Origin of the sequence: Streptomyces sp. NPDC050732, assembly GCF_040654255.1 — a bacterium.
GTDB lineage: Bacteria > Actinomycetota > Actinomycetes > Streptomycetales > Streptomycetaceae > Streptomyces.
The window spans coordinates 151,192-170,156 of sequence record NZ_JBFAHP010000004.1 but is presented as its reverse complement, the minus strand read 5'-3'; the positions used below and the strand labels follow the sequence as shown (position 1 = coordinate 170,156).

Below are 18,965 nucleotides of genomic sequence, written 5' to 3'. Positions count from 1 at the left end.
TACCTGAAAGCTACGTTGCGCATATGCCCGAGCGAGCGGTTCAGATACGGGAACTCCCTGAAAACCACGGGTTCTTCGCATCTTGTAGCGTCGACGGTGACAGCTAACGCAACGCGGAAGGGATGACATGGGCGGCGGCAGACTGACCGCTGGGGAACGGAAGGAGATCGAGGCGGGGCTCGCCGAGGGGCTGACGTACACCGCGATCGCCCGGCGCATCGGGCGGCCGACCTCGACCGTCACCAGGGAGGTCGCCCGCAACAACGGACCCGGCGGCTACCGCGCGGAGCACGCCGACCGCGCCGAAGCCTGGCGCCGGCGCAACCGCCCGCCCCGGCCGCGCCGACCCACGCCGCCGTCCGCCAACACCCCCCGCACCGACGCCGAAGTCCCCGTCCCGCCCGGGAGCGCACCCGACGCCGTCCACGCCTACCTCGACAAGTTCACGGCCGTGCTGATCGGCACCGGACTCCCCCGCACGGCCGCCAAAGTGCTCGCCTGCCTGGTGACCACGCCGTCCGGCGCGCAGACCGCCGCGGAGCTCGCCCGGCGCCTGGGGATCAGCCCGGCCTCGGTGTCCAAGGCCGTGGGGTACCTCGCGGGGCTCGACATCCTCACCCGTGAGTACGAGCACGAGCCCGGCCGGCGCCGCGAGCGTTACGTCATCGACGACGGCGTCTGGCTCCGTGCCTGGCTGACCAGCGCGGAGCAGAACGCGGTGTGGGCCGAGACCGCCCGGGAGGGCGCCGAGCTGTTCGGCCCCGAGACTGCGACGGGTGCGCGGCTGGAGGGGATGCGCAGGTTCTTCGCGCAGGCCCACCGGGACATGACAGGACCGCCGGCCATCGCGTTCCTCGACGACGCGCTCACCGTGCTCGCCGCCCTGCTCCACGCGGAACGGCCCCTCACCATCGGCGAGCTCGCCGCCGCCCTCGGCTGGCCGCGGGCGCGTACCACGACCGCTGTGGACGCCATCGGTCAACAGCCGGGCGCCACCTGCCCGTTGAGGCTGCGGCGCACCCCTTCCGGCGCGTACCAGGTCACGTCCCACCCCGACCGGCTCACCCCCGCCCAGCGCGCGGCACTGCGCCGATAGCCCTCACCCCCCGGACCCCTCACCCCCGGTCCCCTCACCCCCCGGTCCCCCGCTCCTCGTCGTACGCCGCCCTCGACTCCGCGATCGTGACGCGGTGGCGTTCCGCCCATCCGGTCAGCGACAGCAGGGTGCCGTGCAGTTCGCGGGCCACCGGCGTCAGTTCGTACTCCACCTTCGGCGGGACCGTCGGGTGCACCGTCCGCTTCACCAGGCCGTCGCGCTCCAGGTTGCGCAGGGTCAGCGTCAGCATGCGGCGGCTGATGCCGTCGATGGCGCGCTCCAGTTCGGTGAAGCGGATCGGGCCGTGGGCCGCCGCGATGATGATCGGGACGCTCCATTTGCCCACGACCCTGTCAATAACTTCGCGGACCGGGCACGCTTCCGCGTTCACCACCTGCGAGGTAACACCGGTGTTCCCCTGGGACATCAAAGTGCCTCCTTCTGCCGGCCCTCATGGTCATCCACGATGAGCCCCGTTACAAGTCGTGCACCTTTGCAGCTCAGAGGCGCCCAGTATGGAGGTCGTCACCATGTCCCAAGCCGTGTCCGAGGTCAATACGGGGGCCGGCACCCGATCCGCGCCGGCGTCCCCGTGGGCGTCCCTCGCCGTTCTCTCCTCCGGGCTCCTGATGACCATCATCGACGGCAACATCGTGACCGTCGCGATGCCGGCCATCCAGAGCGATCTCGGTTTCTCCGCCGCCGGGCTCGCCTGGGTGGTCAATGCCTATCTCATCGCCTTCGGCGGGCTGCTGCTCCTCGTCGGGCGGCTCGGCGACCTCGTCGGGCGCAAGCGGATGTTCGTGTCCGGGCTCGCGCTCTTCACCGCCGCCTCCGTCCTGTGCGGCGTCGCCACCGATCAGGGCGTGCTCGTCGCGGCCCGCGCCCTCCAGGGCGTCGGCGGCGCGATGACCTCCGCCGTCGTCCTCGGCATGCTCGTCGCCCTCTTCCCCGAGCCGCGCGAACAGGCCAAGGCCATCGCGGTGTTCAGCGCGGTCGGCGCGGCGGGCGGGGCGCTCGGCACGTTCCTCGGCGGGGCCCTCACCGAGGCCCTCAACTGGCACTGGATCTTCCTGATCAACCTGCCGATCGGCGTCGTCGCTCTCATCGCGGCGGTACGCGTACTCGACGACGACAGGGAGAACCACCGCGGCGGGGAGTTCGGCGCCGACTACCCCGGTGCCGCCCTCATCACCGGCGCGCTGATGCTCACCGTCTACACCATCGTCACCACCGCCGAGCACAGCACCTCCGCGACCCTCTCCCTCGCCGCCGGTTCCCTCCTCCTGTACGTCGCCTTCGCCGCCCGCCAGGCTCGCGCGGCACGCCCCCTGCTGAGGCTGCGCCTCTTCCGCTCGCGCCTCCTGACCGGTGCCAACGCCGTGCAGATGCTGATGATCGCCGGCATGTACGGCTTCCAGTACATCGGCGCGCTCTACCTCCAACGCGTCCTCGGCTACGGCGAGTTGCTGACCGGCGTCGCCTTCCTGCCCGCGCCCGTCACCATCGGCGTCCTGATGCTGGGCCTCTCCGCGAAGGTCATCGGCCGCTTCGGCGCCCACCGCGCGCTCCTCGCGGGCCTCGCCCTGATCACGGCGGGCCTCGCGCTCCTCGGCCGGCTGCCCTCCGACGGTTCGTACGCCCTCGACGTCCTGCCCGGCATGCTGCTGCTCAGCGCCGGTTTCGCCGCCGCGATGCCCGCGGTGACGGGGCTCGCGATGGGCGGCGCGTCCGAGGAGGACGCGGGCCTGGCCTCCGGCCTCTTCAACACCACGCAGGTGGTGGGCGGTTCGCTCGGCCTCGCGGTCCTGACGACCCTGGCGGCGGGCCGCGCCGAATCCCTCACGGACGGCGGTACGTCCGCCCTCGCCGCCACGGCCGACGGCTACCGGCTCGCCTTCTGGGTGGCCTCCGGCATCGCGGCGGCGGGCCTCGCCCTGGCCGCGACCGTGCTGCGCCCCGCCTCGGGCAGGGCCAGTTGAGCCCACACCGTCTTGCCGACCGCCCGGCCCGACACCCCCCACTCCGCCGCCAGCGCCGCCACGATCACGAGCCCCCGGCCCGACTCCCCGTCGGGCGCCGGGGGCTCCGGCGTCTCCGGAGGCATACGTTCGGCACGCGTGTCGGCGACCTCGATCCGCAACGTGTCCCCGTACAGCGTCAGGGCGAGCTCGAAGTCCCGCCCCTCCACCCGCCCGTGCGTCACGGCGTTCGCGGCGAGCTCGGCGACGATCGCCTCGGCCGCGTCGGAGAGCTCACTGTCGTACGCGATGCCCCAGCCGTCCAGGTGGTACCTGGCCAGCCTCCTCGCCAGGCGGGCACCCCGGGGTGTGGCACTGAGCCGCTGCACGAAGGTGTGGAGGACGGCGGCGGCGGTGGACGACTTGGTTCGGGTCGGCATGCGCCCACCGTGGCCTTGCGCCGGGGGCGTCACCAGCCACGAAACTCGTACGCTGCGTAACTGTACGAGTACAAACAGTGGACAGTACGGGTAACCGAACGTGACCATGGGCGGGTTGACGGGGAACGGTAAGCGAGCGTCAGGGGATACCCGTGATGTCGTCAAGTACGCAGGGCAGTAATGAGCCCGAACCGACCGACGGGCTCAGGGCCTTCGGCGCGGTCCTGAAGAGTTTCCGCAAACGCGCCGGCTACACGCAGGAGGCTCTCGCCCACGAGATCGGCTACTCGGTCCACTTCCTCGCCTCCATCGAGCAGGGCCGACGCTTTCCGCCGCCCCGGTTCGTCGACCAGTGCGAGGTCACACTGGACGCGTTCGGCACGTTGCGGCTGGCGGCGAATCAGCTGTCCCGGCAGCGGGGGCTGGCTTCGTGGTTCCGAAGGTGGGCCCAGCTGGAACAGGAGGCGGTGGCCCTCTCGACGTATGAGTGCCGGTTGATTCCGGGCTTGTTGCAGACGGAGGCGTACGCGCGGACGCTGTTCATCAACCAGCTGCCGCCATTGGGAGACGAGCAGATCGAGGCGCAGCTGATGGCGCGGGTCGAGCGTCAACTGCTCCTCACGGAACGGCCGAACACCGCCTACAGCTTCATCCTTGAGGAACATCTGTTCTTGCGCGGCATGGGCGGGCATGAAGTCACCATGGAACTCATCGACCATGTTCTCGGGCTCGCGGAGCGCCGGAACATTGAGGTGCAGATCATGCCGTTGGCCCAGAAGAGCCACGCAGGGCTGGACGGCCCTGTCCAACTGCTGGAGACACCGGAGAACAAGTGGTTCGGGTACTCCGAGGGGCAGCGGAGCGGTCAGCTCATCTCCGATCCGAAAGAGATCAGCGTTCTCCAGATGCGGTATGCCAGGATGCGCGCACAGGCTCTCACGTTCGAGGATTCGGTGAGCCTGCTGGAGCGGATGCGAGGAGCGTAATGAGCACCCCTGAACTGGCCTGGTTCAAGAGCAGCTACAGCAGCGGCGGTGACGGCGACTGCATAGAGATCGCCCCCTGCCCCACCACCATCCACATTCGCGACTCCAAGCGCCCCAACGGTCCGCAACTGGCCCTGGAACCCCGCGCCTGGGCGGAGTTCGTGACATACGCCGCCGCCGACACCCGTTCGCGGACTCCGTAGAAATTGGACTTTGCAGCCAAAGTTTGATGATTCAGTCCATTTAAGGCCATCCGATCATCTTGCGGAGTGCGCAGCGCACCGTACTTCCCTAGGTTGAGAAGTGTCAGGCGGAGTATCTCTCCGCCTGAACAATCGAAGGAAGTAACACCATGCGCTCCATGCGCACAGCCACTGCAAGGACCTTTCTGATCGCCACGATCGCCGTAGCCGGCCTTACCGTGACGCCCGCTCTCGCCTCCGCCCAGCCGGGGTCGGGCAGCGCCCGGGCCCACATCGCCGCCGGGGCTCCGGGCAGTAACGGGGCGAACGGCGTTGGGGTCCTCGGTGGTATCGGTGGCCTCGGCGGCACCGGGGGCGCCGCGGGTGCCAATGGCAATGGAGGCAACGGAGGGGCCGGAGGCAATGCCAGCGGCCTCGCGAGTGTCGGTGGCCTGGGCGGCACGGGCGGAGCGGGCGGGGCCGAAGGCAACGGCGGCATCGGCGGCTCCGGCGGCGAGGCCAAGCTCGGCGGTACCGGTGGCAAGGGCGGCGTGGGCGGCGTCGGCAACGCCGGGGCCGGTATCAACGGCGGCAAGGGCGGCAACGGTGGGGCGGCCATTGTCAGCGGCGGCCACACGGGCGGTACGGGCGGCGCCGGCGGCGCGGCCAGCCCGGTGTGCCCCGGTAAGCCCGGCGGCAACGGAACCGCCGCCACGATGTTCGCGAACGGCACCACCGGCGCGACAGGCGCCGCGGGCAAGACCACTCTCCCCTGCTGACCGCTGACGGGCAGCAGGTGGCATGCGGGACCGGAAAGCGCCCGGCCGAGATCCACCGGCCGGGCGCTTTCCGTCGGGAGGTCAGTCGTCCAGGCTCGTCATGACCTTGCCGAGGTCGACGAACTTGAAGTTCGTGGCGGGGCGGTCGCCGTCCCCGGGGGCGTCGTGGCCGTCCTGGACGACCAGCAGGCCGTTCGGGTACTTCGGGCCGAGCGGCTCGTTCAGCGCGGCCGCACCGTCGCACTCCTCGGAGCCGTCGAGCGTGCCGCCCGCGGGGGTGACGCGGAAGCCGCCCTCGTACTCGTTGTTGTCGCTCAGCTCGCGGTCGTACGCGGCGAACGTATTGTCGCCCTGGCTGGAGGCGAGGACGTAGCCGTCACCGTCGGCCTCCTTGACAAGGGTGAGGCCCTCGACGTCGGCCGAGATGCGCTGGCCGCCGTAGCCGGGGTCGGTGCCCGCGGTGCACTCCTCGGTCTCCTCGTCGTAGACGCCGGGGACGCCGTACTCGCGGACCTTGTCGACCAGCTTGGGCGTGCCGGTCAGGTCGGCGCGCAGGCGCCAGATGCCGACGTCCTCCTGGCCCGCGTACAGCGTGCCGTTGTCGGGGTCGACGACCATGCCCTCGACCTGCGGGAGCTCACCGGGCTCGCCGCACGGGGACCACGAGGTGCCGTTCGGCAGGCGGAAGGAAGACGGCAGGTCCAGCGTGCGGACCTTGCGGTACGAGACCTTGCCGCTCTGGCCGGGGGTGAGTTCGAGGAGGGCGACGCTGGTGCGCTCGCGCTGGCTGACCAGGGCGTAGGAACGGCCGGTGGCCTTGTCCTGCCAGGTCGCGAGGCCGTACGCGGTGCGCTGCTCGTTGATCTCGTCCTGGCCGGCGGAGAACACGGGCGGCGCCGCGGGGTCGGTGACGTCGGTGAGCGGACCGCCGGGGCGGTCGCGGTCGATACGGTAGAAGCGCAGCCGGTCGTGGCCGCGGTCGCTGGTGACGGCGAGGTCGGCGGGGCCGGTCGAGAGCTTCAGGCCGTGCACGAGGTCGACGTTGTTGAAGCGGCCCGGCGCGTCGTCAGGTCCCGTGGGCGGCGGGGCGGCGACGGACTGGAGGGGGCGCGCGTCGAGGTCGTAGGCGCGCAGCCCGCCCTCCTTGGCGGTGGCTATGACGAGGCTGCGCGCCGGATTCGCGGCGTCGCGCCAGATCGCCGGGTCGTCGGCGTCGGCGTTGCCGCCCGCGTCGTCGTCGTGGAGCACGGGTGTCTCGGCGCGGGGCGTGATCGCGGGCAGCGGGTCGGCGGCGGTGGCGGTCGCCGCCGTTGCCGTGACGGTCGCCGCGGTGCCCGCGAGCACGGTGGTCAGGGCGAGAGCGACCGAGCCGATCGTGCGGCGCGTTCGACGGGTCGGACAATGTCTGGTCACGCGGTGTCTCCTCGTTCCGGGAACGGATGGATCTTGCGTGAGACTGGGGCTTCTCCGTGTCGCTCCGGCATACGCCGTGCGTCGGGTAACACCCCGCCCGAATGTACACAGGGTGAACCGGGGCGGGGACCCGTCAACTCCGGGGTGGTTCAGCCGCGTTGGGACTCCACGAGTTCCCGCGCCTCCTCGTCCGTCGCCACCGACGGCGGCGAACCCTCCAGCGGCTTGCGGGCGGTCTCCTTCATGGCGGCCACCGCGACGATGCCGACGAGTCCGGCGAGCATCGTGTAGAACGCGGGCATCAGGTCGTTGCCGGTCGCGCCGATGAGGGCCGCGACGACCAGCGGGGTCGTACCGCCGAAGAGCGAGACCGAGATGTTGAAGCCGATGGACAGGGAGCCGTAGCGGACGTCCGTCGGGAACAGGGCCGGGAGCGACGACGACATGGCGCCGAGGTAGCAGACGAGGGCGAGGCCGAGGATGAGCAGACCCGCGAAGACCGGCAGCGTGCCGCCCTGCTTGATGAGGAGGAACGCGGGGAGGGCGAGGACGAAGAAGCCGACCGAGCCCGCCATCAGGACCGGCTTGCGGCCGATGCGGTCGGAGAGCCGGCCGACGGAGTTGATGAGGGCCATCAGGATCAGCATGACGACGACGATGGACATCAGGCCGCCGGTCTCGCCGAAGCCGAGCTGCGTGAGGTACGTCGGCATGTACGACAGCAGCATGTAGTCGGTGACGTTGAACGCCGCGACCAGCGCGATGCAGAGCAGCATCGCCCGCCACTGGCCGAAGAAGGACTCCCTGAAGGACTTCTTCTGGCGTTCGGCGGCAGGTCCCTCGCCCTCCTCCATCTTCTGGAAGGCGGGCGACTCGTCGAGCTTCATCCGCAGGTAGAGGCCGATGAGGCCGAGCGGCGCCGCCACCATGAACGGAATGCGCCAGCCCCACGACTGCATGGCGTCGTCACTGAGCAGCGCGGTCAGTGTGGTGACGAGCAGCGCGGCGGCCGTGTAGCCGATGAGGGTGCCGAACTCCAGGAAGGAGCCCCAGAATCCGCGGCGCTTGTCGGGCGCGTACTCGGCGATGAACGTCGCGGCGCCCCCGTACTCACCGCCCGTGGAGAAGCCCTGCACCATGCGGCAGAGGACCAGGAGGACCGGCGCCCAGAAGCCGATGGAGCCGTAACTCGGGATCAGGCCGATCGCCAGCGTCGCCGCCGACATCATGATCATGGTGAGCGCGAGGATCTTCTTGCGGCCGACCTTGTCGCCCAGCGGGCCGAAGAACATGCCGCCGATGGGGCGCACCAGGAAGGCGGCGGCGAAGGTCGCCAGGGAGGAGAGGGTCTGCGCGGTGTCGTTCCCGGAGGGGAAGAACTCCTTGCCGATGATGACGGCGAGGTAGGCGTAGACGCCGAAGTCGTACCACTCCATGGCGTTGCCCAGCGCGGTCGCCTTCACCGCCCGCTTGACCTGCGCCTCCTCGGTGACGGTGATGTCCGACTGGCGCAGGCGGGGGTGTTTGCGGCGGTGGATCGCCCGGAAGAGCGCGCGGTGCCGCGCCACCGCCTCGGGAGCGGGCGGTGCCGGTATTTCGGGGGCTTCGGGCGCGCTCACGGGGCTGTCACTCTTTCGGTCGGCACAGGGTTCGGTCGTCGATCAACCGTGCCCTCCGGCGGGAGCGTCAGTGCCCGTCTTTGGTCCTCGCGCCGATGGTCCGAAGTCCCCCGGGTGAAGGACTTAGGTCCCGTTTGGGGAATCAGAAGCGGACAGCGGCGGACTCCAGGGTCAGGCCGGGCCCGAACGCCATGATGACGCCGATGTCTCCGGGCTTCACGGGACGCTGGCCCGGACCCCCCGACATGATCTGCTTCAGGACGAACAGGATCGTCGCCGACGAACAGTTGCCATAGGCCTCAAGGACTCGCCGGGAGGGGGCCAGGCCCGCTTCGTCGATTCCCAGCGCCTCTCCGACCGAGTCGACGATCCTCGGCCCGCCGGGATGAATACCCCAGTGGCCCACGTCCTTCCGGGTGAGCCCCTGCGCTTCGAGCAGCCTGTCGACGAACGGAACGACGACGGCGGAGATCATGGCGGGGACCTTCGGGGACAGTGCCATGCGGAACGCCACGTCCCCGACCGTCCACCGCATGGCATCGGAGGTCTCGTAGTGCGTCTCGGTGTGGGTCCCGAGGAGGGCCGGCCCCTGGCCGTCGTCCGGACCGAGCAGCACGGAAGCGCTCGCGTCGGCGAACAGACTGCTGACCACGATCTGTTCCACCGTCGCCTCCGGCACCAGATGCACCGTGCAGGTTTCGGAACAGTTGGCCAGCGCGAGCTCGTCGGGGCGGGAGGTGACGGAGTCGAGCGCCACCTTCAATACGTTGAAGGCCGCGAAGCAACCCATATGCCCTACGAAAGTCCGCCGCAGCGTGCGCGGCATGCCGAATTCCTTGGCCAGCATCATCTCCGGAGTGGGACCGACGTACCCGGTGCAGCTCGCCATGGTGAACGAGCCGACATCTTTCACGTCGTAACCGGTCAAGGCCTCGGCGGAGGACTTCGCGCCCAAGGCCATCACGTGCTCCTGCCACGCCCGCATGCGCTCCGCCAGGGTGGGCGTCCTGTCCACCAGATGTTCACGCGGATCCCATACGCAGTGCCTGGTTCGCACCCCCGCGCTCTTGAAGATGTGCTCGGCCGAAGGCTCGCTCACATAGCGGTCCCGAAAGAATTCGTCCCAGAGCTTCTCCTGGGCGATCGGAACTCCCGGAACGGCTGTCCCGATGTTGAGGATGCGCGCAGACGTTGACGTTGTCATCACATCGGTCCTTTGCCCGTGAAGTCCGTGAGGTCCCATTTCCGGGCCAACGTAGATCGGCGGTTCCGGACGCGCATCTCGGTGAGCGGGCGCGTGTCGAAGGGAGCATTCAGATGCCGCCGCTCCCATTGAGCCCAAGGCTGCCGGGGAAAGAGACCCCTCGGCACCCACCGCACCGCGCCCCACCGCACCGCCCCGCACCGCGCACCCGCACCCCCGCCCGACCGACGGAGTCCGTATGCCGCTGCCCCTCCACCGCCGCACCTTCCTCGCCGGTCTCGCCGGCACGGCCGGTGTCGCCGCCGTCGCCTGTTCCGGCTCGCCCGCCGGCGGCGCCACCACCACCGACGACGCGCGCGGCGCGCGCCGGAACGCCGCCGCCGATGCCGCCCGGCGCCTGCTCCCCCGCCACTCGGACCAGCTCACCTTCAGGACCGTGCCGAGGGAGACGGGCGCCGAGGACTCCTTCCAGGTGACCGGGCGACGCGGGCGCATCACCGTCGCCGGGACCAGCCCCGCCACCCAACTCGCCGGGCTGCGGCATTACTTGAAGCACGTCACGCACGCCAACATCACCTGGGCGGGCAGCCGGACCGATCACCTGCCGAAGCGGCTCCCCGCACCCGCCGGACCCCTCACGCGCGCCGCCAACATCCCGCACCGCTTCGTCCTGAACGACACCAACGACGGCTATACGGGGGCGTACCACGACTGGGCGTACTGGGAGCGCGAGATCGACGTGCTCGCGCTGCACGGCTACAACGAAGTCCTCGTGTACGCGGGCGCGGACGCCGTCTACCACCGCGCCTTCCAGGAGTTCGGGTACTCCGACGTCGAGCTGCGCGCCTGGGTGCCCGGCCCCGCCCACCAGCCGTGGTGGCTCCTGCAGAACATGTCGTCGTTCCCGCACCCGGTCTCCCGGCAGCTGCTCGCCGCCCGCGCCCGGCTGGGCCGCCGCATCTGCGACCGGCTCCGCGACCTCGGCATGACGCCCGTCCTTCCGGGCTACTTCGGGACCGTGCCGCCGGACTTCAAGGAGAAGAACCCGGGCGCGAGGACCGTCCCGCAGGGCGATTGGGTGGGCTTCGCGCGGCCCGACTGGCTGGATCCGCGCACCGGCCACTTCGCGCGCGTCGCCGCCGCGTTCTACCGCGCGCAGGACGAGCTGTTCGGCCCGACCACGATGTACAAGATGGACCTCCTCCACGAGGGCGGGAAGCCCGGCGACGTGCCCGTCGGCGATGCCGCCAAGGGCGTCGAGAAGGCCCTGCGGACCGCGCACCCCGGCGCCACCTGGGTGATCCTCGGCTGGCAGCACAACCCGCCGAAGGCCATCACCGACGCCGTCGACAAACAGCGGATGCTCGTCGTCGACGGCCTCTCCGACCGCTTCCCGAACATCACCGACCGCGAGGCCGACTGGGGCGACACGCCCTACACCTTCGGCTCCATCTGGAACTTCGGCGGCCACACCACCCTCGGCGCCAACACCCCCGACTGGGCCGAACTGTACGAGAAGTGGCGCACCAGGCAGGGCAGCACCCTGCGCGGCATCTCCCTCATGCCGGAGGCCGCCGACAACAACCCCGCCGCTTTCGAGCTCTTCTCCGAACTGGCGTGGCGCGAGGGCGACTTGAACCTGAAGTCGTGGTTCGCCGAGTGGTCGACCGTACGGTACGGAGCCGCCGACCCGCACGCCGAAGCCGCCTGGGACGTGCTGCGCCGCACCGCCTACGGCACGACCCGCGCCGACCGGTGGGCCGAAGGCGCCGACGGCCTCTTCGGCGCGCGGCCCGACCTCGCGGCACGGTCGGCGGCGGCCTGGTCACCCAAGGCGATGCGCTACGCACCGGAGGAGTTCGAGCCCGCCCTCGGCGAACTCCTGCGCGTGCGGGCCGGGTTGCGGCGGTCCTCCGCGTACCGGTACGACCTTCTCGACGTCGCCCGGCAGGCCCTCTCCAACCGCAGCCGCGTACTGCTGCCGCGCATCAAGAAGGCGTACGACGCCGGGGACACCGGCCGCTTCGACCGGCTGACCCGCGAGTGGCTCGCCCTGATGGACCTGCTCGACCGGCTCCTCGCCACCGACTCCCGGCAGCTGCTCGGCCGTTGGGTCGCGGACGCCCGCGCGTGGGGCGCCGACACGGCGGAACGGGACCGGCTCGCGTACGACCAGCTCTCCCTGCTGACGGTGTGGGGCACCCGCTCCGGCGCCGACGCAGGGCTGCGCGACTACGCGAACCGTGAGTGGGCGGGGCTCGTCGGCGGCCTGTACCGGCTGCGCTGGGAGCGGTACTTCACGGAGCTGCGCTCCGCGCTCTCGGAGAACCGGGTCCCCGAGAAGATCGACTGGTTCGCGGTCGAGGAGGCGTGGATCCGCGACCCCGGGCCGCTGCGGGTCCGCCCGACGGGAGACGTGTACGAGATCGCCACACGGGTGCGGGACCGGCTGGGCGCGTCTTAGGGCCCTCGGGACCCCGCGCCCCTGAGCGAGCCTGCTTGACGGGTATACGTCATCGCGAATCTCTGGTAGGAAACCTTCCTAACAGTACGCGGAACGAAGCAGTCCCCCGTCCGTACGGTGAACTCCCTTCTCTGGAGGCCCTCATGGAGACCCCCCACATAGCACCGCGCACCACCGGCACCGCCCTCACCTCCCGCCGCACGCTGCTCGCCTTCGCCGGCGCCGCGGCCGTGGCGGGCCCGCTCCTCGCCACCCAGTCGGCGGGCGCCTCCACGCGCTCGCTCCTCGTCGCGGCCGGCGGGCTCGACGACCCGGCGAAGAAGGAGATCGCGATGCAGATCGTCTGCAGCGCGGAGAACTCCTCGCTGGAGTGGAAGAAGCAGTACCGCTACATCGAGGACATCGGCGACGGCCGCGGCTACACCGCGGGCATCATCGGCTTCTGCTCCGGCACCGGCGACATGCTCGACCTGGTCGAGCTCTACACCCAGCGCAAGCCCGGGAACGTACTCGCCAAGTACCTCCCGGCCCTGCGCAGGGTCGACGGCACCGACTCGCACGACGGCCTCGACCCGAACTTCACACGTGACTGGCAGCGGGCCGCCGACACCGACGCGGAGTTCCGCAAGGCGCAGGACAGCGAGCGCGACCGCGTCTACTTCAACCCGGCGGTCAAGCAGGGCAAGGCGGACGGCATCGGCGTCCTCGGCCAGTTCTGTTACTACGACGCGATCGTCATGCACGGCGACGGCAGCGACTCCACCAGCTTCCGCAACATCCGCAAGCGCGCGCTGCGTTCGGCCAAGCCGCCGGCCCAGGGCGGCGACGAGGTGGCGTATCTGAACGCGTTCCTCGACGCGCGCGTCTGGGCGATGAAGCAGGAGGAGGCCCACGAGGACACCAGCCGGGTCGACACCGCGCAGCGGTTCTTCCTGAAGAAGCGGAACCTCAACCTGGACCCGCCGCTGGACTGGAAGGTCTACGGGGACCCTTACCACATCGGCTGACCGGGCCCGAGCGGTGGCAGCCGGCCCTCCCCCGGCTGCCACCGCCACGCGCACACCTCTTCCACACCTCTTGCCTCCACACGGTTGACGTGGGTACCGTCCCGGCCAACTCCCCGTCTACGCGCGTCAACCAGCACCGAGGTGAGAGACCCACATGTTCCTCCGCACGACTCTTCTGACCGCCGCCGCGCTCCTCACGACGGGCGCCGTCCACCCCGCCGGGGCGGCCGAGGGCTGGCAGCGGGCCGGTGACGACATCCGCTCCGGCATCAGCGGTCTCGCCCTCACGCAGGAAACGGAGGGGAAGATACGCGCGCTCGTCGTACGCGACAACAAGAAGCCCGGCCAGAACCGCCTCGCCGCCCTCACCTACCGCCCCGGCCGCTCCGCCGCCGTCGCACCGCTCACCTGGACGGGCACCGCCGAGCCCATGGATCTGGAGGCGGTCGAGACGGTGCCCGGCACCTCCGACGAGTACGTGGCCCTCGCGAGCCGCGGCCTCGTCTACCACCTGAAGGTGACGGGAGGCGAAGCCGCTGTCCTGGACACCTCTCCCCTCCCCGCCATCGCCGACGGCGACGACTACGAGAGCTTCGCGCTGACCTCGCGGCACGGGAAGCTCGCGGCGGTCTGGGCCGACCGGGGCGCGGGCGAGGACCGCCCGTCGACGCTGCGTGCGGCGCCCTTCTCCTTCAACCGGTACGGCGAGGCCGACTTCGGCCGGGTCACCACGGCCCGCCTCCGCGCGCCCTTCCCGACCGGCGAGGTCCGCCACGCCTCGGACATCTCCGTCACCGCGGCGGGCCGCCTCCGGATCAGCTCGGCCTCCGACGCGGGCGACGACGGCCCCTTCGACTCGGCGGTCATGGACGCGGGCACGGTCTCGGTGAGCCGCTCCGGGAAGGTCCGGCTCACCGTCGCCGAATCCCCCGACGTACTGCGGAAGTTCGAGGGCCACAAGATCGAGGCGGTCGAGTGCGTGCCGGGCTCCCGTACCGCCGTCCTCGGCACGGACGACGAGAACGCGGGCGGGTACGTCAACTCCGCGGCGGTCTGCGGGAAGTAGCCGCGCTCACTTCAGGATCGGCGTCGTCTGGGAGGAGGTGATCCGCCAGTCGCCGCCCTCCTTCACCAGGACGTGCGTGAGCCGCCCGGACGTGGCGGGCAGGGGCGCCAGGGGTTCGCCGTCGGCGCCCGGACGTCTGCGGTCGGAGGCGTGCTTGACGCTCGCGACGATCGCCACGTCGGGACGGAGGAAGCGGATGTCCTCCTCCTCGACCGTGGTGATCACGTCGGCCAGCGGGGACGCCAGGGCCTCCCGCATCGCCTGCTCCAACGTGTCCCGGCCCGCGACCCGGCGCCCGCCGAAGTTCACGACCGTGGTGTCGGCCGTGAAGAGCGGGATGAAGCGCTCCACGTCGTTCTGGAACTCCGCGGCGTCGGCGACGACCCGGCGGATGGCGGCGAGCTCTTCGGCTTCGGTGGCTACGGCGGCTTCGGTGGCTACAGCGGCGTCGGTGGTGGTCGATTCGGTGCGCATGACAGCTCCCCGTTCAGGTGGTCCCGTGTTCGTTCGCACTCGTATCCTCAAACATCAAGGGCACTTGAGGTCAAGCCGCGCGGACCACGGGGACTGCACGGAGGACTGCCCTTCCGGTCCTGGTCCCGTGGGGTGGCCGTCCCGGAGAGTGGGTGGCTCTGTGACTGAGGAGCCCCGTTGCGCGAACACGACCACGCCGGAAAGCACGACGCCGCGAAAGCGCGGACCGCGACCCGCGGACCCGCGACGACGGCCGCCGACGACACGCCGCTCCAGCGGCTCCTCGCCCTCCAGGGAAGGGCGGGCAACGCCGCCGTCGTACAGATGCTGCGCGGGGCCGGGCAAGCCGCGGAGCGGGAGCGGCACCGGCACGGGACCGGCTGTGGTCATCAGCAGGGCGAGCAGCCCGTGGTGCAGCGCGCGGCCGACCAGGACGCCATGGACATCGACCGGCTGGACTTCTCCGACGCCGAGGAGCTGTCCGACGGGGGCGCCGACTCGGAGGCGGGCGAGTACGACTTCCCGTCGTTCATGGCGGAGCGGGACAAGTATCCGCGTGCCACCACGCCGACTCCCCAGGCCGCGGCGGGCTTCGGCGAGAGCACGTACGGCGTCGACCCCGGCAAGGTGAAGTCGATGCGCGAGGACAGGAAGCAGGGGCGGGCCGTACCCCCGCTGCGCTACCGGAAGGACAGCGAACCCCTGTACCGGTGGGACGGCAGGACGCCCGACCAGATCCTCGGCAAGGGGTTCAAGCCCTGGAACGAGAAGCTGCCCGCCAGCCTCCGGCACTACCAGAAGCTGCTGCAGAAGAGCGGTTTCGTGAGCACCACCCGCTCCCCGGGCGGCTACGTGCCGGAGTGGGCACGGCAGCCGGACGGGAGCGGCTGGCGCTACGTCATCAACGCGCCCGGCGGCATCGACCTGGTGGACACGCTGGGCACCACGGCCTTCGCCCAGCAGCAGGAAGTCATCTTCTGGAAGGGCATCCAGGCCGGGTTCGTCGTCCGTGCGGAGCTGTGCGACAAGAACGGCAACGTCATCAAGGTCGTCACCGACGCCGGTGCCGCGCCGGACCCGAACGCCATGGACGTCGACGGTTGAGACGCCGTCCCTCGCGCGGTCCGGCCGCGCGAGGGACGGGCGGGCTCAGTGCGCCACCGCCTGGCCCGGCACGCGTGACTGGGCGATCTCGCCGCCCGGCTCCATCGGCGCCGTCACGTCGTCCTCGTCGCGGCCCTTGCCGATGTGGTTGAAGACCAGGTTCAGGAGGACGGCCGCCACACAGCCCGTCGAGATGCCCGAGTCGAGGATGATCTTCGCGGTCTCCGGGAACGCGTGGTAGAACTCCGGCGCCGCGATCGGGATCAGGCCGACGGCCAGCGAGACCGCCACGATCAGGACGTTGTTGTCCTTCTCCAGGTTCGCCTTGACCAGTGTCTGGATGCCGCTCGCCGCGACCGAGCCGAAGAGGACCACGCCCGCGCCGCCGAGCACCGGGCGCGGCACGACCGCGATCAGCGAGGCGGCGATCGGGCAGAGGCCCATCAGGACGAGGAAGCCGCCGCCCGCGGCGACCACGAACCGGCTGCGGATCTTCGTCATCGCGACCAGGCCGATGTTCTGCGCGAAGGCGCTGCACATGAAGCCGTTGAAGAGCGGGCTGACCGCCGAGCCGAGGCAGTCCGCGCGCAGGCCCGCGGCGATGGTCTTCTCGTCGGCGGGGCGGTCCACGATCTCCCCGAGGGCGAGCATGTCGGCCGTCGACTCCGTCATGGAGACGACCATGACGACACAGAGCGAGACGATCGCGGCGGCCGCGAACTGCGGTGCGCCGAAGTGGAACGGCGTCGGGAAGCCCACGATGTCCGCGTCGCCGACCGGGCCGAAGTCCGTGACGCCGAAGGGGATCGCGACGAGCGTGCCGAGGACAAGACCGAGCAGGACCGCGATCTGCTTGACGAAGCCGGTGGTGAAGCGGCGCAGGAGCAGGACGATGACGAGGGTGATGCCGGCGAGTCCCAGGTTCTTCATCGAGCCGTAGTCGTCGGCGCCGGGGACGGGCCCCTGTGCCCAGCCGAAGGCGACCGGCATCAGCGAGATGCCGATGAGGGTGATGACCGTGCCGGTGACGACCGGCGGGAAGAAGCGGATCATCTTCGAGAAGAACGGGGCGGCGACGAAGCCGAGCACACCCGCGACGATCACCGCGCCGAAGATGATCGGCAGGGCGTCGTCCTTGTCTTTGGTCGAGTCGACGACCGCGAGCATGGGCGCGACACCGGCGAAGGTGACGCCGTTGACGAAGGGCAGCCGGGCGCCGATCTTCCAGACGCCGAGGGTCTGCAGGAAGGTCGCGAGGCCCGCGGTGAAGAGGCAGGCGCCGGTGAGGAAGGTGAGTTCCTTGGCGGAGAGGCCGATGGCGGCGCCCACGATCAGCGGCGGGGCGACGACTCCCGCATACATGGCCGCCACGTGCTGGAGGCCGGTCGTCGCCATCTTGAGCGGGGGGAGCTTCTCGTCGACGGGATGTATGGACCCCTCGTCGGTGTCTGGGTCCGGGGTGGTGCCTTGCTTGGTGAACCTGGGCTGAGTGGCCACTGTGGCTCCTCCGGTTGTTTTCCGGTCCCGGCTGGGCGCCGGCACTTTTCGCTTCTGGGAGGTGGGGGGTGGGGGGTGGTGCAAGGACTTGCTCGGTATGCGGTGGTGGGAAATGCGCCCAGGTAGTACTGACCGCCCCGGGAACGCGAAGCTTTGGGCCACGTTCCGGGGCGGCACTTGAGCAGCCCGCTCGGCTGCTCAAGTCCGGTCAGGGGCCGTCCCCCCTGACCGGAGTTCTTGGGTTCAGCTCTCGGCGGCGATCCGCGCGAGACGCTGTGCCTCCTCCCGCGTGGAGCGGGCGATGGCGTCCTCGTCGGCGTGGAGCAGGCGGCCGTTCTCGACGACCGGCCTGCCGTTGACGAGGGAGAGCGTGACCGGGGCCGCCGCGCCGAAGACGACGGCGGTCACCGGGTCGGCGATCGACGCGTGTCCGATGCCGTCGATCTTCCAGAGCACCAGGTCGGCGAGCTTGCCCGCCTCCAGGGAGCCGATCTGGGTGGCGCGGCCGAGGACCTGCGCGCCGCCGTAGGTGCCGAGGCGCAGCGCCTGCCGGGCGTTCAGGGCGGCTTCGCGGTGGGCGCCGAGGCGGTTGATGAGGAGGGCGTTGCGCAGCTCGGTGTGGAGTTCGCCGGACTCGTTGGAGGCGGTGCCGTCGACGCCGAGGCCGACGGGGACGCCCGCCTTCAGCATGTCGGGGACGCGGGCGATGCCGGCGGCGAGGCGGGCGTTGGAGGACGGGCAGTGGGCGACGCCCGTACCGGTGCGGGCGAACGCGGCGATGTCGGAGTCGTTCATGTGGACGCAGTGCGCCATCCACACGTCGTCACCGAGCCAGCCGGTCGACTCGAAGTAGTCGGTGGGGCCCATGCCGAAGAGCTCGTGGCAGAACTTCTCCTCCTCGACCGTCTCGCTGCCGTGGGTGTGCAGGCGTACGCCGAGGCCGCGCGCCAACTCGGCGCCCTGCTTCATGAGTTCGGTCGACACGGAGAACGGCGAGCAGGGCGCGACGGCGACCTGCGTCATCGCGTCGAAGGAGGCGTCGTGGTGCTTCCTGACGGTCTCCTCGGTGGCGGCGAGCGCGCCCTCAAGGGTCTCGACGGCGAAGTCCGGGGGGAGGCCGCCGTCCTTCTCGCTGCGGTCCATGGAGCCGCGGGCCAGGGTGAAGCGGACGCCCATCTCGGAGGCGGCGCGGATGATCGACCCGGAGAGGTCGCCGGAGCCCTTCGGGAAGACGTAGTGGTGGTCCATGGCGGTGGTGACGCCGCCGCGGGCCATCATGCCGAGGGAGCCCTGGGCGGCCGCGTACGTCATCCGCTCGTCGATGCGGGCCCACGTCGGGTACAGCGCCACCAGCCAGTTGAACAGGTTGTGGTCGGTGGCCAGGCCCCTGGTGATCCACTGGTAGAAGTGGTGGTGCGTGTTGACCAGGCCGGGGGTGACGAGGTGGCCGGTGGCGTCGACGCGGCGTACGACGTTCTCCAGGCCTTCCGGGGCCTTGCCCGCGCCGATGGACTCGATGCTGTTCCCGGCGACGACGACGTACCCCGAGGCGTACTCGGTGTCCTGGGCGTCGACGGTCGCGATCGCGGCGTTCTCGATGACGATGCGCTCTGCGGGAGAGCTGGGGTTTGCCGAGGCTGCCATGGTGCTTCCTTACTGTGTGTGGCGAGAGG

General features: G+C 70.5%; 17 protein-coding genes. 9 read left to right on the top strand and 8 right to left on the bottom strand.

Annotated elements, in window-relative coordinates:
- Nucleotides 1-127 precede the first annotated feature (127 nt).
- The gene (locus AB0H82_RS05540; RefSeq protein WP_362989088.1) at nucleotides 128-1,096 is read left to right on the top strand and encodes a MarR family transcriptional regulator; all 969 of its coding nucleotides are present in this window, start codon (nucleotides 128-130) and stop codon (nucleotides 1,094-1,096) included.
- A 34-nt stretch (nucleotides 1,097-1,130) separates the two neighbouring features.
- Here the strand turns inward: AB0H82_RS05540 and AB0H82_RS05535 are convergent, their stop codons facing one another.
- Nucleotides 1,131-1,523, bottom strand: a complete 393-nt coding sequence (locus AB0H82_RS05535) for a helix-turn-helix domain-containing protein (RefSeq protein WP_362989086.1) — start codon at nucleotides 1,521-1,523, stop codon at nucleotides 1,131-1,133.
- 103 nt (nucleotides 1,524-1,626) lie between these two features.
- On the opposite strand from AB0H82_RS05535, the gene AB0H82_RS05530 reads away from it, so the two are divergent.
- On the top strand, nucleotides 1,627-3,078 hold the full coding sequence (locus AB0H82_RS05530; protein WP_362989084.1) for an MFS transporter: 1,452 nt from the start codon (nucleotides 1,627-1,629) through the stop codon (nucleotides 3,076-3,078).
- On the opposite strand, the gene AB0H82_RS05525 is transcribed toward AB0H82_RS05530, so the two are convergent.
- Nucleotides 2,982-3,497, bottom strand: coding sequence for an ATP-binding protein (locus AB0H82_RS05525; protein WP_362989082.1), 516 nt, complete (start codon nucleotides 3,495-3,497; stop codon nucleotides 2,982-2,984). The two genes, AB0H82_RS05530 and AB0H82_RS05525, sit on opposite strands and share 97 nt — an antisense overlap.
- Nucleotides 3,498-3,652: 155 nt before the next feature.
- Between AB0H82_RS05525 and AB0H82_RS05520 the strand changes: the two genes are divergently transcribed.
- The 3 genes from AB0H82_RS05520 to AB0H82_RS05510 all read left to right on the top strand — a co-directional run bounded on the left by AB0H82_RS05520 (nucleotide 3,653) and on the right by AB0H82_RS05510 (nucleotide 5,444).
- Nucleotides 3,653-4,483: a helix-turn-helix transcriptional regulator gene (locus AB0H82_RS05520; RefSeq protein WP_362989080.1), complete on the top strand. Its 831-nt coding sequence runs from the start codon at nucleotides 3,653-3,655 to the stop codon at nucleotides 4,481-4,483.
- The gene (locus AB0H82_RS05515; protein WP_362989078.1) at nucleotides 4,483-4,686 is read left to right on the top strand and encodes a DUF397 domain-containing protein; all 204 of its coding nucleotides are present in this window, start codon (nucleotides 4,483-4,485) and stop codon (nucleotides 4,684-4,686) included. Before AB0H82_RS05520 ends, AB0H82_RS05515 begins: the two co-directional genes overlap by 1 nt.
- A gap of 158 nt (nucleotides 4,687-4,844) precedes the next feature.
- Nucleotides 4,845-5,444 (top strand): hypothetical protein, encoded by a 600-nt coding sequence (locus AB0H82_RS05510; RefSeq protein ID WP_362989076.1) that lies wholly within the window; start codon nucleotides 4,845-4,847, stop codon nucleotides 5,442-5,444.
- Nucleotides 5,445-5,525: 81 nt separating this feature from the next.
- Here AB0H82_RS05510 and AB0H82_RS05505 read toward each other — a convergent pair whose 3' ends face one another.
- The 3 genes from AB0H82_RS05505 to AB0H82_RS05495 all read right to left on the bottom strand — a co-directional run bounded on the left by AB0H82_RS05505 (nucleotide 5,526) and on the right by AB0H82_RS05495 (nucleotide 9,719).
- Nucleotides 5,526-6,857 carry a phytase gene (locus AB0H82_RS05505; protein WP_362989075.1) on the bottom strand — a complete coding sequence of 444 codons (1,332 nt, stop codon included), beginning with the start codon at nucleotides 6,855-6,857 and terminating at the stop codon, nucleotides 5,526-5,528.
- A 149-nt stretch (nucleotides 6,858-7,006) separates the two neighbouring features.
- Entirely contained in the window at nucleotides 7,007-8,476 is a 1,470-nt protein-coding gene (gene proP / locus AB0H82_RS05500) for a glycine betaine/L-proline transporter ProP (RefSeq protein ID WP_362989073.1), read from the bottom strand.
- A gap of 142 nt (nucleotides 8,477-8,618) precedes the next feature.
- Nucleotides 8,619-9,719: a type III polyketide synthase gene (locus AB0H82_RS05495; protein WP_362989071.1), complete on the bottom strand. Its 1,101-nt coding sequence runs from the start codon at nucleotides 9,717-9,719 to the stop codon at nucleotides 8,619-8,621.
- Between the two features lie 205 nt (nucleotides 9,720-9,924).
- On the opposite strand from AB0H82_RS05495, the gene AB0H82_RS05490 reads away from it, so the two are divergent.
- From AB0H82_RS05490 to AB0H82_RS05480, 3 genes are all read left to right on the top strand, one after another.
- A complete protein-coding gene (locus tag AB0H82_RS05490) occupies nucleotides 9,925-12,144 on the top strand; it encodes an alpha-N-acetylglucosaminidase (RefSeq protein ID WP_362989267.1) in 2,220 nt (739 codons plus the stop codon).
- Between the two features lie 143 nt (nucleotides 12,145-12,287).
- Nucleotides 12,288-13,151: a chitosanase gene (locus tag AB0H82_RS05485; RefSeq protein ID WP_362989070.1), complete on the top strand. Its 864-nt coding sequence runs from the start codon at nucleotides 12,288-12,290 to the stop codon at nucleotides 13,149-13,151.
- 154 nt (nucleotides 13,152-13,305) lie between these two features.
- Nucleotides 13,306-14,217 (top strand): hypothetical protein, encoded by a 912-nt coding sequence (locus tag AB0H82_RS05480; RefSeq protein ID WP_362989068.1) that lies wholly within the window; start codon nucleotides 13,306-13,308, stop codon nucleotides 14,215-14,217.
- A gap of 6 nt (nucleotides 14,218-14,223) precedes the next feature.
- Here the strand turns inward: AB0H82_RS05480 and AB0H82_RS05475 are convergent, their stop codons facing one another.
- Complete coding sequence (locus tag AB0H82_RS05475) at nucleotides 14,224-14,691, bottom strand: SgcJ/EcaC family oxidoreductase (protein WP_362989066.1); 468 nt, start codon at nucleotides 14,689-14,691, stop codon at nucleotides 14,224-14,226.
- A 177-nt stretch (nucleotides 14,692-14,868) separates the two neighbouring features.
- Here AB0H82_RS05475 and AB0H82_RS05470 point away from each other — a divergent pair, with 177 nt between their 5' ends.
- On the top strand, nucleotides 14,869-15,795 hold the full coding sequence (locus AB0H82_RS05470; protein ID WP_362989064.1) for a hypothetical protein: 927 nt from the start codon (nucleotides 14,869-14,871) through the stop codon (nucleotides 15,793-15,795).
- A 45-nt stretch (nucleotides 15,796-15,840) separates the two neighbouring features.
- Here the strand turns inward: AB0H82_RS05470 and AB0H82_RS05465 are convergent, their stop codons facing one another.
- Nucleotides 15,841-17,190, bottom strand: a complete 1,350-nt coding sequence (locus AB0H82_RS05465) for a nucleobase:cation symporter-2 family protein (protein WP_362989265.1) — start codon at nucleotides 17,188-17,190, stop codon at nucleotides 15,841-15,843.
- Between the two features lie 345 nt (nucleotides 17,191-17,535).
- Nucleotides 17,536-18,936 carry an 8-oxoguanine deaminase gene (locus AB0H82_RS05460; RefSeq protein WP_362989062.1) on the bottom strand — a complete coding sequence of 467 codons (1,401 nt, stop codon included), beginning with the start codon at nucleotides 18,934-18,936 and terminating at the stop codon, nucleotides 17,536-17,538.
- Between the last annotated feature and the right edge of the window lie 29 nt (nucleotides 18,937-18,965).

Bases quoted from the DNA above. Each gene is read 5' to 3' on its own strand.
- AB0H82_RS05485 (WP_362989070.1), top strand. From the start codon at position 12,288: ATGGAGACCCCCCACATAGCACCGCGCACCACCGGCACCGCCCTCACC.
- AB0H82_RS05525 (WP_362989082.1), bottom strand. From the start codon at position 3,497: ATGCCGACCCGAACCAAGTCGTCCACCGCCGCCGCCGTCCTCCACACC.
- AB0H82_RS05510 (WP_362989076.1), top strand. From the start codon at position 4,845: ATGCGCACAGCCACTGCAAGGACCTTTCTGATCGCCACGATCGCCGTA.
- AB0H82_RS05475 (WP_362989066.1), bottom strand. From the start codon at position 14,691: ATGCGCACCGAATCGACCACCACCGACGCCGCTGTAGCCACCGAAGCC.
- AB0H82_RS05515 (WP_362989078.1), top strand. From the start codon at position 4,483: ATGAGCACCCCTGAACTGGCCTGGTTCAAGAGCAGCTACAGCAGCGGC.
- AB0H82_RS05460 (WP_362989062.1), bottom strand. From the start codon at position 18,936: ATGGCAGCCTCGGCAAACCCCAGCTCTCCCGCAGAGCGCATCGTCATC.
- AB0H82_RS05540 (WP_362989088.1), top strand. From the start codon at position 128: ATGGGCGGCGGCAGACTGACCGCTGGGGAACGGAAGGAGATCGAGGCG.
- AB0H82_RS05530 (WP_362989084.1), top strand. From the start codon at position 1,627: ATGTCCCAAGCCGTGTCCGAGGTCAATACGGGGGCCGGCACCCGATCC.
- AB0H82_RS05480 (WP_362989068.1), top strand. From the start codon at position 13,306: ATGTTCCTCCGCACGACTCTTCTGACCGCCGCCGCGCTCCTCACGACG.
- AB0H82_RS05520 (WP_362989080.1), top strand. From the start codon at position 3,653: ATGTCGTCAAGTACGCAGGGCAGTAATGAGCCCGAACCGACCGACGGG.
- AB0H82_RS05495 (WP_362989071.1), bottom strand. From the start codon at position 9,719: ATGGGACCTCACGGACTTCACGGGCAAAGGACCGATGTGATGACAACG.
- AB0H82_RS05535 (WP_362989086.1), bottom strand. From the start codon at position 1,523: ATGTCCCAGGGGAACACCGGTGTTACCTCGCAGGTGGTGAACGCGGAA.
- AB0H82_RS05465 (WP_362989265.1), bottom strand. From the start codon at position 17,190: ATGGCGACGACCGGCCTCCAGCACGTGGCGGCCATGTATGCGGGAGTC.